Origin of the sequence: Streptomyces atratus, assembly GCF_900119365.1 — a bacterium.
Taxonomy (GTDB): Bacteria; Actinomycetota; Actinomycetes; order Streptomycetales; family Streptomycetaceae; genus Streptomyces; species Streptomyces atratus_B.
This window is the reverse complement of the sequence record NZ_FPJO01000010.1, coordinates 22,984-37,852: the sequence shown is the minus strand read 5'-3', so window position 1 is coordinate 37,852 and position 14,869 is coordinate 22,984. Positions and strand designations below refer to the sequence as shown.

At 68.2% G+C, this 14,869-nt stretch carries 8 protein-coding genes and 3 pseudogenes; 2 read left to right on the top strand and 9 right to left on the bottom strand.

Annotated features, from left to right (window positions below):
* Positions 1–133: 133 nt before the first annotated feature.
* The 4 genes and pseudogenes from ppsA to BT364_RS18530 all read right to left on the bottom strand — a co-directional run bounded on the left by ppsA (position 134) and on the right by BT364_RS18530 (position 7,790).
* Complete coding sequence (gene ppsA, locus BT364_RS18545) at positions 134–2,575, bottom strand: phosphoenolpyruvate synthase (RefSeq protein WP_256260031.1); 2,442 nt, start codon at positions 2,573–2,575, stop codon at positions 134–136.
* Between the two features lie 317 nt (positions 2,576–2,892).
* A complete protein-coding gene (locus tag BT364_RS18540; RefSeq protein ID WP_072486300.1) occupies positions 2,893–4,368 on the bottom strand; it encodes an AAA family ATPase in 1,476 nt (491 codons plus the stop codon).
* Positions 4,369–4,519: 151 nt separating this feature from the next.
* Positions 4,520–6,720: pseudogene (locus tag BT364_RS18535) on the bottom strand (glycoside hydrolase family 65 protein).
* On the bottom strand, positions 6,717–7,790 hold the full coding sequence (locus BT364_RS18530; RefSeq protein ID WP_072486299.1) for an alcohol dehydrogenase catalytic domain-containing protein: 1,074 nt from the start codon (positions 7,788–7,790) through the stop codon (positions 6,717–6,719). The pseudogene BT364_RS18535 and the gene BT364_RS18530 overlap by 4 nt, the downstream one beginning before the upstream one ends.
* 173 nt (positions 7,791–7,963) lie before the next feature.
* Between BT364_RS18530 and BT364_RS44595 the strand changes: the two are divergent.
* Positions 7,964–8,533, top strand: a pseudogene (locus tag BT364_RS44595) (MBL fold metallo-hydrolase); the annotation flags it as partial.
* Between the two features lie 120 nt (positions 8,534–8,653).
* Here BT364_RS44595 and BT364_RS44590 read toward each other — a convergent pair.
* From BT364_RS44590 to BT364_RS18515, 3 genes and pseudogenes are all read right to left on the bottom strand, one after another.
* Complete coding sequence (locus tag BT364_RS44590; protein WP_442759021.1) at positions 8,654–9,259, bottom strand: Rv1733c family protein; 606 nt, start codon at positions 9,257–9,259, stop codon at positions 8,654–8,656.
* 263 nt (positions 9,260–9,522) lie between these two features.
* Positions 9,523–11,253 (bottom strand): sensor histidine kinase, encoded by a 1,731-nt coding sequence (locus BT364_RS18520; RefSeq protein ID WP_072486298.1) that lies wholly within the window; start codon positions 11,251–11,253, stop codon positions 9,523–9,525.
* Between the two features lie 207 nt (positions 11,254–11,460).
* A pseudogene (locus BT364_RS18515) lies at positions 11,461–11,856 on the bottom strand (helix-turn-helix domain-containing protein); the annotation flags it as partial.
* Positions 11,857–12,289: 433 nt separating this feature from the next.
* On the opposite strand from BT364_RS18515, the gene BT364_RS18510 reads away from it, so the two are divergent.
* Entirely contained in the window at positions 12,290–12,571 is a 282-nt protein-coding gene (locus BT364_RS18510) for a dsRBD fold-containing protein (protein WP_072486297.1), read from the top strand.
* Between the two features lie 151 nt (positions 12,572–12,722).
* Here BT364_RS18510 and BT364_RS18505 read toward each other — a convergent pair whose 3' ends face one another.
* Both BT364_RS18505 and BT364_RS18500 read right to left on the bottom strand, forming a co-directional pair.
* Positions 12,723–14,090 carry a Ni/Fe hydrogenase subunit alpha gene (locus BT364_RS18505; protein ID WP_072486296.1) on the bottom strand — a complete coding sequence of 456 codons (1,368 nt, stop codon included), beginning with the start codon at positions 14,088–14,090 and terminating at the stop codon, positions 12,723–12,725.
* The gene (locus BT364_RS18500) at positions 14,087–14,869 is read right to left on the bottom strand and encodes an NADH-quinone oxidoreductase subunit B family protein (RefSeq protein ID WP_072486295.1); all 783 of its coding nucleotides are present in this window, start codon (positions 14,867–14,869) and stop codon (positions 14,087–14,089) included. The genes BT364_RS18505 and BT364_RS18500 overlap by 4 nt, the downstream gene beginning before the upstream one ends.

Sequence of the window (14,869 nt, the reverse complement as noted above, 5' to 3'; positions counted from 1 at the left end):
GGAAGCGGGGAAAGTCGCTTCCGAACCAGTCGATGAGGTCCGGGAAAATACTGCGCCTGCGCTCCATCTGGCTTCCGGACACGGTGTCCTCCGTTTCCGGCGCCTCAACGGCGCCTCTGTGTGGTGTCTGTTTTCATTTGCCGTCGCCGGGCGACATGCCCGCTTGGGGCTGCCGGGTCCCGGATGGGACCGTTCGGTCCCCCCTTTGCGGGTCCAGTTCGGCAGCAGCCACGTGCTGCTTCACTGCGGCAAAGCTGTCCGGTGCCACTGATATCGAGTCGATGCCGGCCTTCACCAGGAATTCGGTGAAGGCGGGGTCGTCGCTGGGCCGCTGCCCGCAGAGGCCTACTGTGCGGCCGACGAGGTGGGCGCGCGGGACAAGCAACTGGATGCTCTGCGTGACTGCGGGGTCGGTCTCATCGAAGACATGGGCGAGGGCTTCGGAGTCGCGGTCGACGCCCAGGGTGAGCTGGGTCAGGTCGTTGCTTCCGACGGAGAAACCGTCAAAGCGCTCGGCGAAGTCCTCGGCCAGGATGACGTTGGAGGGGATCTCCGCCATGACGTACACCTTGAGGCCGTGCTCGCCCCGGCGCAGGCCCTGCTCCGCCATGACGTCCAGAACCCGGTCGGCCTCTTCGAGGGTGCGGCAGAAGGGGATCATGACGACGACGTTCGTCAGTCCCATCTCGTCGCGAACCCGGCGCAGTGCCCGGCATTCCAGGGCGAATCCTTCGCGGTAGCCGTCGCTGTAGTAGCGGCTCGCGCCGCGCCAGCCGATCATGGGATTCGCCTCGACCGGTTCGAAGGACCGGCCGCCCAGCAGCCGCGCGTACTCGTTGGTTTTGAAGTCGCTGGTCCGTACGACGACCGGGTCGGGCCAGCGGGACGCGGCGATGCGTGCCACTCCGTGGGCCAGCCGGTCGATGAAGTACTGGCCGCGGTCTAGGTGGCCCTCGGTGAGCTGTTCGATGGCGCAGCGGTCGTGCCGATCCACTCGCTCTGGGTGCAGCAGTGCCATGGGGTGAGCCTTGACCTGGTGGGCGACGATGAACTCCAGGCGCGCGAGTCCGACACCGTCGGCGGGCAGGCGCCACCATCGGAAGGCGGCGGACGGGTCGGCGAGGTTGAGCATCACACGGGTCCGGGTGGCAGGAAGCTCGGTGAGATCGGTCTCGCGCTCCTCGTAGGCCAGCAGTCCCGCGTAGACCCGGCCACGGGTCCCCTCGGCGCAGGAGACGGTCGCGTTCCGGCCGTCGCGCAGTACCTCGGTGGCCCTGCCGGTGCCGACGACGGCGGGGACGCCGAGTTCGCGGCTGACGATGGCAGCGTGCGAGGTCCGGCCCCCATGGTCGGTAACGATCGCGGAAGCCTGCTTCATGACGGGTTCCCAGTCGGGGTCAGTGATGCCCGTGACAAGCACCCCGCCGGTCGGGAAGCGGTCGAGATCCACAGGCGAGTCGAGGACAACGACCGGGCCTGAGCCGATGGCCTCGCCGACCGCTATGCCCTCAATGAGGCTCTGCCGCGGGGTGGCGGTCAGGCGGCATCGGCGTAGCGTCGTCGTACGGCGGCGGGACTGCACTGTTTCGGGGCGGGCCTGGACGATCGCCAGTTCTCCAGTCAGGCCGTCCTTGGCCCATTCCAGGTCCATGGGGCATCCGTAGTGTTCTTCTACAGTCATCGCCCATTCGGCCAGCAGTCGGACTTCCGCATCTGCCAGGACACGTCGCGAGCGCTCCTCGCAGGTCGTGTCGGCGGTCCGGGTCAGTCCGTGCTGTCCATAGACCGCCTTCTTTCGCTTCGCTCCGATCCGTACATCGATCACAGGATCCAGTGCCGGGTCCTTCAGGCTCGGCTTGAAAACGGTGTACTCGTCGGGGTCGACCTGGCCACTGACGACAGTCTCGCCCAGGCCCCACGCCGCGCTGACCACGATGACCTCGGGGAAGCCGCTCTCAGGGTCGAGGGTGAAGATCACGCCGGCGCCCGCGAGGTCGGAGCGGACCATGATCTGGACGCCGACGGAGAGAGCGACCGAGAGGTGGTCGAATCCCATCCGCTCCCGGTAGTCGATCGCACGGTCGGTGAAAAGGGAGGCATAGCAGCGGTGGCAGGACTGGAGCAGCTGGGCGGGCCCGCGCACGTTCAGGTAGGTCTCCTGCTGGCCTGCGAAACTCGCCTGGGGCAGGTCCTCAGCGGTGGCGCTGCTTCGCACGGCGACCTCAGGATCGTCACGGCCCTGGTCGCGCGCGAGTTGCTCGTACGTGGAGACAAGTTCGGCCCGCAACCCGGCCGGTAGCGGCTCGGCCATGATCATCGACCGGATCGCCGCCCCCACCTCGTCCAGCACGGCCCCTGTGTGCAGACGTTCAATCTGCGCGGCGATCCCTGCACGCAGCCCGTGGCTGTCGAGCAACTCCGCGTACGCGTCCGCCGTCGTCGCAAAGCCAGGAGGCACCCGCACCCCCGCAGCGGCCAGGTGCGCGGTCATCTCCCCCAGCGAGGCATTCTTGCCACCGACACGGCCGACATCCTGTCGGCCGAACTCCGCGAAGGGTACGACGCGTCGAGTCATTGCCATAATGTCCTCCGCCGTATGTGCGATGTCCGCGGGCTTCAGTAGGGCATCGGCCGACCGGACGGGGTTCGCCAATCCAGCTGCGCGGGCTTGCGGGGCTTTCTCGGCCCGATCTGGGTCCGGATGCGCTGCATCGCTGTCACCTCTTCGGGAGGCGGAGCCCGGAAAAGCATCCGACTTCCACGATCGCCCTGGAAACGTCATCGTCGCAGTGCCGAGTGGGCCATAGCTGAGAGGGACCGAACGGCCCATGGCCGGGGGTCGGCTCGGATCTGGTGGCTTTCAGACCACGACGACTTCGCGAAGAGGCGTACCTAAACACTTCGGTACAGGTCTTCGAGATCAACGAGCAGAACCTCACCGCGAGCGTGCGCCGCGTGGAGTTCGGGGCTGAATCCCGAAGCACCGTAGAGGGCCAGGCGGACGCGGCTGAGATCTTCACGGGAGTCGAGCGCGTCCAGTATCCGCCTCAGGCGTTGCAGATGGTGGATGTCCATGCCCGTATGCCATCGTGCGAGCCCCACCGAGAGAAGAGGGCCTCTCATGTGGCCGTTCCGTCGGCGGACCACGACCTCGGCATCGAGCCCGGCAGTTGTCGATGGGTTGCTGAGGGAGCCGTACGACGCCGTGCCACGTTCGGCACCGAAGGTGGCCGGGTTGGCGAAGCGGGCCGCCCAGTCCCGGCAGACCTGAGCAAACCGGGGCCCCGCGACGAGAGTGTTGAAATCGGTTCGCGCGTCCTCCCACACCGTCTCGGCGTCACTCTGTTCCAGAGCGGCCCTGCGCGGGCGTGCCACGGCGTGTTCGAACGCGAGGAGCGGGTCCGTGATGTGGTGATGTGTGATCCCCGGCTGCAGTCCGTCCGTCTGCGATTGGAGCAGACCGTGGTCGCGGAGGACGGCCAGGGCGCGTGAGGCGTCGGCGAGCTGCTGTCCCAGGAAGGTGGCGATCTCGCCGTGGGTCGTGCAACCTCTGGCCAGGGCGGTGAGTACGGAGTGGCAAGCCCCGCAGCTCCAGGGCCCGGTCTCCTCGTCGAGGAGATGGCGGGCCTCGTGGAACAGCGGCGTGCGGGGATTCAGGACGGTGCGGCAGACCCAGGCATCGAAGTCGTCACGATCGACGGGAACGTCGTCGCCGACGTAGTCGTGTCGGTAGGCGGGTGTACCGCCGACGACCGTGTAGACGAGAAAGGCGAGCCTCGGGTCGTCGATGCCCCACAATCGCGCTGCCCCGCGGAAGTCCATGGGCTGGATGTCGAGCTTCAGGGCGGCAAGGGCGAGCAATGGCGAGGATGAGGCGAACAGCCGGGTCATGACCGGTGCGGTCTCACCACCGAGCAGCAGCCGCGCACGGTTTTCCAGCGGCGGTCTGTCGAGGTGCCGGAGGGCACCGTGGATGACGGACGGCAAGGCTGGGCTCGCCGCCACGAGGTCGGGGAACGAGTCGATGATGACGGGCAGTGGCCTGGTGTCACCCAACGCCAGCATGGCGTCGAGGCCTTCCTTCCAATCACGCCAGTGGCTGGGCTGTGCGACCCGACGGTATCGCGCGTACTCCTCGCCCACCCTGCGCAAGGACTCGGCTTCGGTGGCTTGTTGGCCACAGAAATAGAACCCTCCTGTGGCTCGTGCCACAGATTCCAGCAGGAGCGTCTTGCCCTGGTGAGGGCGCCCCATGACGACGCCCAGGCCCGTTCCCGGATGCGGATCGCTCGAAAAGGACATCAGGGCTACCCATTCGTCATCCCTGTCGAAGAGGCGATCGGGCTTGACCCACCGCTCGGAACCCACGACCGAGGTCCGTCGCTGTCCATGTACGGCGTTCACACCATGCACCTCCGGAACCAGCTGAGGGCTAATTTCATTCTCGGGCTCGTGGCCGTCGGGCGCGCGCTGTGCCGGCCCTCGTTGTCGCAGCGGGCCACACGGAATCCGCAAGAGGTCAGCGCACGGGCAGACGGAACCGACGTTGCTCGCCCGCGGCCACGGTCACCAGCCGCTCACCGGGCAGACATACGCGCAGAGGGGGAGTGAGCCGGGAGCGCGGAACACGAATCCCCAACCGGACCGGAAGGAGGCGGACACGGATGTCCCGGTGTCCGTGGTAACAAAATGTGAACGTGCAGCGTGGCATCTCGCGGAGCGGGGTTGGGTCGATGCGGAGGCCGTCCGGGCCTGCCTCCAGACCCGCGAGGCTCCGTTCGACGAGATCGAGGGTGCCAGCCACGGCACCGAGGTGGATGCCTTCGCCGGTGGTGCCACCCTGAGTGTTCGCCACGTCGCTGAGCAGGGCTTCCTCGCAGTATCGCCAGGCATCCGGGCCTCTCTCGCGAGCGAGCACCCAGCCGTGCACCAGGCTGCTGAGGGTCGAGCCGTGACTGGTGTGCGTCAGGTAGTAGCTGACGGTCCTGCGCCATACCTCGTCATTGAGGCGGTATCCGAGACGGTCGAAGAGGGCCCGCAGCTCGGCGGGGCGGAAGAGATAGCCGAGCATGAGTGTGTCGGCCTGCTTGGATGCCTGGTAGCGGTTGACCGTGTCTCCCTCGGACTCCAGGATCCGGTCGGGGCGGCGGATGCCGCCGTAGCGGGAGCGGTAGGCGTCCCAGTCCAGTTCGGCCAGTTCGCCATAGCCCTCGAACTGGCTGATCACACCGCCGTGGAACGGCACATACACACGGCGGGAGATGTCCTCCCAGCGGTTCAGCGTCCCGTCGTCCAGGCCGAGTCGTTCAGCCAGCTCCCGCCGACGGGCCGCAGGCAGCCAGTCGAACACCTCAAGTGCGCATGCGAGCACCCAGGCCGCGGTCACGTTGGTGCAGGCGTTGTCGTCGATCCCGGGAGCAGCGGCCTCGGGGTAGGCGTCGTGGTACTTGTCGGGGCCGACCACACCGCGGATGCGGTAGCGGTCGCGATCGGCTCTCCTCCACACCCGAACTACCGCTCTGCCAGGGGAACATCGCTCCTCGAAAGCCCGCCTTCAGGGCTGCGGAGCGTGCCGCCGGCAGCCGGCGGTGCCGGTACATGAGAAGGTCCCTCGCCACCTCCGGAAAGTGCAGGGTGATGTACGGCAGCACGAACAGCTCATCCCAGAAGACAGGCCCTCTGTAGGCCTCGCCGTGCAGGCCCTTGGCGGGCACTCCGACGTCCAGTTCGGCCGTGTGCGGGGAGAGGGTCTGCAGGACGTGGAGGAGATGAAGCCGGAGGATGCGACCCGCTTCGCCGGGCATCTTCAGTTCGCCCTGGCTCCACAGACGTTCCCGAACGGCACGGTGGGATGTGAGCAATGCAGCGAACGTCGGCGCATGTGACACGTGCTCGACGGCTGGTGAGAGGGGGTCCCCCGGAGGTCGATCCAGCGAAGTGTGCAGGGCGGCGCGCTTCACGACGGCCGCGCAGTGCACGCGGGAGAGCGGCAGCCTGAGTCTCTGGGCCGTTTGGGTCTCCGTGCAGCTCGCCCCCACGGCGACGAGTGGCCGCGATGATGTCCTGACGGCGATTGCGATCCGGATCCGGGACGAACGGGTCCGGCAGGACAGCCAGGCCACCCGTCCGTTTCCACCCCGGCGCGGTGCCCGGTGAGGTGGCGGCTGTCCAGGCCGCGGTAGCGCTCGACGCCGCCGTTGATGACGTCGCCGTCAATCATGACTCGACCTCGATCACCCCGCTCCAGCCGTACCCGTGGAAAGCGGTCCTCTGGATGGCGAGATACGGGTCGCCCATGTGAACGAGTCTGGTGTGGGTGACGCCGAGTCGGCGGCCGTGACCGTCCTGGAAGAACAAGTGGCGTGTGAGGATGCCGCCTCGCAGGTCGAGCGAGGCACTGCAACACCGCACGCTCGGGTCGTCAGGCGTGAGCCACTCCCCTGCCGGCCCGTCGTCCGGCAAGCAGCGGTAACGCATGCGCGACCAGTCGGGCAGGTTGACCATGTCCTCGTTGCAGACTTTTTCTCCTGCGACGTTCGAGGAAAGCCGGTTGGAACACCCGGCAGCGTAAGTCCCTGGGTAGTGAGCGGTGCCTGCGGTTGACTCAGGCGCGGCCCCGCGGGTGGCGGACCTGCCGTTGCCGAGCGTGCACAGAGCCTCGACAGTACGCTCCTTCTTGGGGTCGTATCCGTTGAAGTCCCAAGTCCATTCCGTGCTCATGGCTGAGCCGGGGCGATGATCTCGTTGTGCTGCGGTCCTCCCAGCACCACCTTGAGCGCACCGGTGTCCGCGGCACGGGAGAACACGTCATAGGCCTCTTCCATCTGCCCGAGCTCGAAGCGGTGGGTGATCAGTGATGACGACGGCAGCCGGTCGGCGGCCAGCATGCCCAGCAGCATGGGCGTGGAGTACGTGTCGACCAGCCCCGTGGTGATGGTGATGTCCTTGCTCCACAGATCTTCGAGGTGGAGCGTCGCCGGCCTGCCGTGGACGCCGATGTTCGCGACACGGCCTCCGGGCCGGACCATGCGGGTGCACATCTCGAAGGCTTCGGGGACGCCGACGGCTTCGATGACGACGTCGGCGCCGAGACCCTCGGTGAGGTCGTCGACGAGTTGTCCGGGCTCTTCGGCCGCGCCCGCCGTCGCATCCGCGCCCAGGGAGCGTGCGGCGGCCAGCCGGGACTCGGCAAGGTCGACGGCGATGATCCTCCCGGGACTGTAGAGGCCGGCGCCGATGATGGCGGCGAGTCCGATGGGGCCTGCGCCGACCACGACGACGGTGTCGCCGGGCCGTACGCCGCCATTCAGCACCCCGACCTCGTAGGCGGTCGGAAAAATATCGGCGAGCAGCACGCCGTCATGGCTGTCGACCGAGGCCGGCAAAGGGTGCACGGACAGGTCGGCGAACGGCACCCGTACGTATTCGGCCTGGGTGCCGTCGACGGTGTGGCCGAGCACCCAGCCGCCGCCACCGCGGCACTGCCCGTAGTGGCCCTCACGGCAGAAGCGGCACCGGCCGCACGCGGATATGCACGAGATCAGGACACGGTCACCGGGCCGGACCGTACGGACGCCGGCCCCGGCCTCGACCACCGTGCCGACAGCTTCGTGCCCCAGCACCCGACCAGGGGTCACCTCGGGCACGTCGCCCTTGATGACGTGCAGGTCGGTCCCGCAGATGGTGACGACATCGACGCGGATCACCACGTCGTCGGCGCCCTTGACCACAGGGTCCGGAACGTCCTGCCACGCAATCTGTCCCGGGCCCTGAAAAACAAGTGCCTTCACGATGACGCACCTCTTCCTGTGTCCCCCGGTGAGGTTCTCCCTCAGGCTGACCCGGCGCGGGCCCGCTCCACATGGGCCGGTCGGTCCCCCCGGGGGCCTTTCGGGCCCCTCCCGCCCCGGATTCGGGAATGTGATGGTGAAGACGCTGCCGCCCACCGAAGAAGGGGGCGGCGATGTCCGAGGCAGAAGCACACCTGGCCGCGCCCAGGACGAGACCCGCGCTGCTGCGCTTCCTCGGCGGCGTCCGGACCGTCACCGGCAGCAAGTTCCTCATCGAGAGCGATCACGCCCGGATCCTCCTCGACTGCGGCCTCTTCCAGGGTTTCGCGGACCTGCGCCGCCGCAACTGGGCGAAGCTGCCGTGCGACGCATCGTCCATCCACGCCGTGGTCATCACCCATGCCCACCTGGACCACTGCGGCTATCTGCCCCGACTGGTCCGGCACGACTTCCGAGGACCGATCCTGACCACCGCCCACACCTCCAGGCTCGCGGAGATCGTGCTCCGTGACAGCGCGCGCCTGCAGATGGAGGCGGCCCAGCACGCCAACGAACACGGCTGGTCCAAGCACCGGCCCGCGAAACCGCTCTACGACGAGTCCGATGTCGACACCACCGTCAGTTTCTTCGACCCCGTCGAGGTCGGCAGCGAGATCGAGATCATGGCCGGCGCCCGGCTCGTCCTGCATCACGGTGGGCACATCCTCGGCTCCGCCTGGGCCCACCTGACCCTCGAAGACGGCCACACCCTCGCCGCGAGCGGCGACCTCGGCCGCCCCGGCCATCCGCTGCTGCTGCCTCCGGAGCCGTTCTCGGGCGCCGACGTGGACTGGTCTCTCCTCGGAGTCACGTATGCCGGTCCGCTAGCGATTTCGGAACTGTTCGGACAGCTCGGCTTCCACCTCGTCCCACTCCTTCTCCCACCCCCTGCACCTGATGGTGTCCACCAACTTCGTGAAGGCCTTCCACACTGCGGCGAGCAGTCCCGTCGCCAGCGCGAACGTCACTGTTGCCGTCATCCATGCGGACGCAACGGCTTCGCCGGGTGTCGCGGGTGCCCTGCTGGTGGCCGCACCTTGAGCAGTGGTCCAGATCGGGACCGCGGTTCCGGCCCGGCTGCCCGCCCAGACACTGACCACCGCCGTGCGCACGTGACCGTCGGGCTGTGTCCACCGGACGGAGGCGCGCACCAGTGACTGCGCTCTGGCATCCGCCGCGGGGCCGCCGGCATCGGAGACGAGCCGAGCCTCGACTCTCGTCGTGTCGGAGAGTGTGGCAGCACGGCGGATCTCGGCATTGTGCACCGCACGGCCTGTGGCAACCGATGCGAAGGGTGCCGCCAGCAGGAAGACCACAACCAGGAGCACCCTGCCCCAGCGCTGGATCCGATCCGAGGCACGGACCGGCAGCCCACGGGTACTGGACCCGCCGGGTTCTCGGCCTGCTCCAGGGGGCTCTTCTTCAGTCATGATCCGGCCTCATTCCCCTGCTGCACCGCCGCTTGCCCGTAGCGCATCGCGAAGCCCGCAGCAGGAGCGGATACCACCATCCTGGCCATCCCGTGCGGCCCGCAGCATGGGCTGAGCGGGTCGCGGAACCAGGCCGGTCGGCCCAAGCATCGTGCGCCCCGGGCGGCACACGATGGAGCCGCGCACGCCACGGATACCTCCGCGCCCGGTGCCGGGCACCACCGGATCTGGCCGTACGGCTCCTCGAGGCACCCCGCACGGCATCAGGAGAGTCGCAACGGCACCCGCCAGCTCAGCCTGGTGCCGCCCTGTGCGGACTCCCCCACATCCATGTGACCGCCGAGTTTTCCCGCACGCCGTGCGAGGTTGTCGAGCCCGCTGCGGGAACCGATGTGCCCGGGCATGCCCACACCGTTGTCGGACACGACCAGGTTCACCTCGCCCTCTCCCACCACCAGCGAGATGTCCACCGCCGTCGCCCGTGCATGGCGGGCGACGTTGCTCAGCGCCTCGCCGAGCACCGCGATCACCTGTTCGGCGGTCCCGGTCGGCACGTCCGTGTCGATCAGCCCTCCCATCCGCAGCGACGGCTGGAAGCCCAGGGTCCGGGCGGCCCGTTCGACCGTGGCCGCCGTCCGGGCACGCAGCCCCTGGCCGACCCGGCCCGAGTCACTGGCGCGGAGTCCGAAGATGGTGGACCGGATGATCTTGATCGTCTCGTCCAGATCGTCCACCGCGCGCAGCAGCCGCTCGCTCGCCTGTGGCTGTTCCACGAGCCGCACCACGCTCTGCAGCGTCATCCCGGTGGCGAACAGCCGTTGAATGGCCAGGTCGTGCAGATCCCTGGCAATACGGTCGCGTTCCTCCAGCAGGGCGATCTGCTCGGCGGACTCGCGCCGTTCGGTGAGCTCCAACGCCAGAGCCGCCTGTCCGGCGAACACCAGCAGCGGCGCGGTCTCCGCATCGGTGAAGGCGGGACGCCCCCGTACCCGGGCCAGCAGCAGCACCCCACGGGTCCGCTCCCCCGTGACCATCGGAACCGCGACAGCGGGGCCGAGCCCCGTCCACCGTGGCGGGCCCCCGGTGATCCTCGGATCGTGTTCGACATCGAGGCTGGTGATCGGCTCGCCCGCGTCCAGGGCGGCACCGGCGAACGAACCCGCCCGCGGCAGGACCAGACCGCGATGTGTCCCGGCATCCAGCCCGGACGCCTGTGCCACCCGGAGGTACTTCCCCTGCACGGCCGCAGGCAGTGCCAGCACACCGAGATCCGCGGCGAGGATGCGTGAGGAGTGATCAACGATCATCCGCAGGACGTGTGCTTCGTCCGCCCCGCTCAGCAGAGCCGCGACGATCTCGCTGTTGGCTTCCTGCCAGCGTTGACGGTCCCGCGTCTCCGCGTACAGACGGGCGTTCTCGATGGCCACTCCCGCCGCCACCGCGAGCGTCGACAGGACGGTTTCGTCCTCGGCGTCGAAGCCCCGGCCGCCCCGCTTCTCCGTCAGGTACAGATTGCCGAACACCTTGTCGCGAACCCGGACGGGAACCCCCAGGAACGAGTGCATCGGGGGATGGTTCGGCGGAAAACCGTAGGACGACGGATGTTCGGAGAGTTCCACCAGCCGCAACGGCTCGGGGTGACAAATCAGCTCACCGAGGATGCCGTGCCCCTCGGGCAGGGGGCCGATGGCCTCGCACTGCTCCCCCGTGACGCCCACCGGCAGGAACTGCGTGAGCCGGGTCCCCTCACCGACCACTCCCAGCGCCCCGTACTCGGCATCGGCCACGACAACCGCGGCCTCGACGATCCGCCGCAGCACCTGGGGCAGATCGAGCCCTCTGCCCACCGACATCACGGCATCCAGCAGCAGAGCCGCCTCCGCCGGCCCCCTCCTCACCGCGTCCAGCCGCTCCTGAAGATCGCCCGGCAGCGCACCCAGCCGACGGTGCGCCTCTCCGCAGTCACCAGATCCCTTGTCGCCGTTGTCGCCCACGGTGCCTCCGTCGTGACCCGCGCGCGGCGCGCCGGGGTCACACCTTCACGGTAGTAGCCCCACGCCGAGAAGCATCCGGGGACGGCGACCGGCCCGGACAGGCGCCGCGGATGTCGCTCCGGACCTCGCCACCGCGCTGGTTCGCACACCGCGAAAACCGCCCCGGGCCCGGAGGCGCGAAGAACGTCGCAGCGAAATGTCCGGTGCCACCCTGACCGTCACTGGCGGGAACCACAGATCGCACCGGGCCAGCTCGCCGGGCTGATACGCCGTCCGCGAGACCGGGTCCGCCGGAAGGTAGACCGGCCGCAGTTCCCGAACCCGCCGCTTCAGCACTGACAACGACCGTTCCCATCCGATCCGCTCGGCGATCACCGTGGCGGGCATCCGCGGGTACTCCGCCAGCAACTCGCGGATCGCCGGCTCCACCGCGTCCACGATCGAGCCCTTCGGCGCCCGCCGGTACTTCGGCGGATCGTCGCTGGCCACGGCCCGCCGCACAGTGTTCCGGGCGATCCCCAGATGCCGCGCGATCCCCTTGATCGACATACCCTCCGCACGGTGGAGCCGCCGGATCTCAGCCCAGTCCTCCCCACCGATCACCTCTTCCACCTGACTCCCATGGAGCCAGACTGATCACTTGATCACGGAAGGGGTCACTTTTCATCGACCGATAGGGGGTCACGGTTCAAAGCACGCCGACAAAAGACCGCACTCCCGATGACACGCCGTCCGTAGCAGGCACGGGAGGCCGCGTGAGTCCCCTGTCTTGGGACGGGCTCCGCAAGGCGTGCTCGCGGGACAGGCCCGCAAGGATGTGCCGGACGGACCTGTCCAGCACACTCTGTGGGCCAGTAGGCCCAAGTCCGGAACAGCTCACACGGCGCAGTATGGAGGTCAGAGCAATTCGAGAAGGATCGTTGTCGCGCCGGATCTGGGAGCCGGGAGCGCTTCACCGTCGTGCAGTCGGCCGACAGCGGTTAATGGCGACCGTGTTCCCAGCAGCCTGCCGATTCAACGGAAGGACGTCTTGGCCATGGGCCGGCACACCAGCACCGAGAAGCCACACAGCAAGCAGTGGAGCGTACGTCTGGACATCTTCGAGGAAGGTGACCTCACCAAGGTTCACGCCGTCCTCGACACCGGCGATACCACCCTGCAGAGTCGGACCTCCGCTCAGCGTAACCCTCACGACACACCCGTTCCCGAGATCGGCGACGAGTTCGCCGTCGGCCGGGCCCTGGTCGGCCTCGGTAACCAGTTGCTCCGCGCCGGAGGAATCGACTCCGCGTCGGGTGACTCGGCCGCGCCCGGTTGAACGAGCGTCAAGAGCACCACCCCTGCTGGTGGGCAGGAAGAGATCCGCCATTGCTGTTGCAGTACAGCCGCAACGAACTACGTCGGCGCGGCGGCCGACGCGTGATCGGTGAGGTGGCTCATCGATTCACACACACCTCCTTCGTCGGCCTTCAGGTTCGCTCGACGCCGAGGTTGAGAAAGTGGGCCGAACATGAGATGCACGGGTCGTAATTACGGACCGCCCGTTCGCACAGAGCGGTCAGCTCCGCGTCGGTGAGGTCTCCGTCTCCCAGGCGTTCCTGCACGAGGCGGCGGAGGTCCTCCTCGATCGCACCCAGGTTCTGCGCGGTCGGCGGGACAAGGATGGCGTCGGTGACGTTCCCTTCGGAGTCGAGGGTGTAGCGGTGGTACAGGAGACCGCGCGGCGCTTCAGTCGCCCCGTGCCCGGTGCCGGCTTGTGAGGGCACGTCGACGTAGGGGTGCGGCGGGGGTTCGTAGGCGTCGATGATCCGCAGTGCCTCGTCGACCGCGTAGAGCACCTCAACGGCTCGGACGATGATGCTGCGGAAGGGGTTTCGACAGACGGTGCCCTGCCGGGGGTCGCCGAGTCCGGCGTCGTGGGCGGCCTGGAGGGCAATCGGGGACAGCCAGCGGCCGCTGATGGCGTACCGGGCGAGTGAGCCGGTGAGATGGCGGCGGTTGTCCAGCAGGGAGTGGAGGGCGGTGGAGTGGGGTACCTGGCTCTCGGTGACGTGGGCGCCGAAGTCGTGGGCCCCGAAGGTGCGGGTGGGCAGCGCACGGTCGGATTCGGGGGAAAGGCCGGCGGTGTGTGGCGCGGCCATGACGGTCGGGGTGCCGGATTCGATGGCGTAGGTGCCGGGCTCGGACAGGGCGAACAGGTCGTTGTCGCACCCTGCGTCGGGGAACTCGAAGCCGGCCACCCATCGTACGGTTTGGGCCGCATCCTCCCGGGCCCGGCGCAACCGCTCGGCCAACGGGCGCAGTTCGGCCGTGGCCGGGACGCGATGGAAGCCACCGAGGCGGACATTGATCGGATGAATCGCCCGGCCGCCCAGCAGTTCAACGATCGCGTTGCCGGCTTGTTTGAGCCGAAGGCCGCGTTCGATGTCGGCGCGCCGGGTGCGTGCGAGGTCGATGGCGCTGTCGCAGCCGAAGAAGTCGGGCGCGTGGAGGAGGTAGATGTGCAGTGTCTGGCTCTCGATCCATTCACCGCAGTAGAGCAGTCGGCGCAGCGCCGCCAACTGCCCGCCCACGACAACGCCGCAGGCGTCCTCGATCGCTCGGCAGGCGCTCATCTGGTACGCGACCGGGCAGATCCCGCACACCCGGGAGGTGATGTCGGGCGGCTCGGTGTAGGAACGTCCGCGCAGGAACGCCTCGAAGAAGCGCGGCGGTTCGTAGATCGCCAGCCGGGCCTCTGCAACCTCGCCGCCATCCACGCGCAAGTACAGTGCGCCCTCTCCCTCGACGCGGGCGAGCGATCCGACTTTCAACACCTTTGAGCCGCGGGGGGTCACCCTTCCAGTTCCTTCCGGGAGGCCGCGTCGAACTCGGGAGCGGCGGTATTGAAGGTGCGCAGCACCCGCACCACGTCGAGGGTGTTCATGCCGTCACGGCGCAGGAGGGGGATGAACGAGGGGAAGTTGGTCGAGTTGGACGGGCCGAAGCAGCCGTAGCAGCCGCGCCCGTACGCGGGGCAGAGCGCACCGCATCCGGCGTGGGTGACCGGACCCAGGCAGGGCGTGCCGTGGGCCACCGTCACGCATACCGTGCCGCGCTGCTTGCACTCGAAGCAGACGCTGTGCGCGGGTACGTCGGGTTTGCGTTCGGCCAGGTAGGCGGTGATGACCTCCACCAGTTGGCCGCGGTCGATGGGACAGCCGCGCAGCTCGAAGTCCACCGGGACATGGGCGCTGATGGGTGTGGAGGTGGCCAGTGTCTCGATGTAGTCCGGTCTGGCATAGACGGCAGCTTGGAAGTCGGCGACGTCCGCGTAGTTGCGCAGCGCCTGGATTCCACCTGCGGTTGCGCACGCCCCGATGGTCACCAACCGCTTGGAGACGGTCCGGATGTGCCGGATCCGGTCGATGTCCTGCTGGGTGGTCACCGATCCCTCGACCAGCGACAGGTCGTACGGGCCCGGTGCGTCGGCACTGGAAGCCTCCAGGAAGTGTGAGATCTCCACCCTCTCGGCGATGCCGAGGAGTTCGTCCTCGCAGTCCAACAGCGTGAGCTGGCATCCGTCGCAGGAGGCGAACTTCCAGACGGCGAGTTTCGGGCGGTCGCTCGGCGGCAT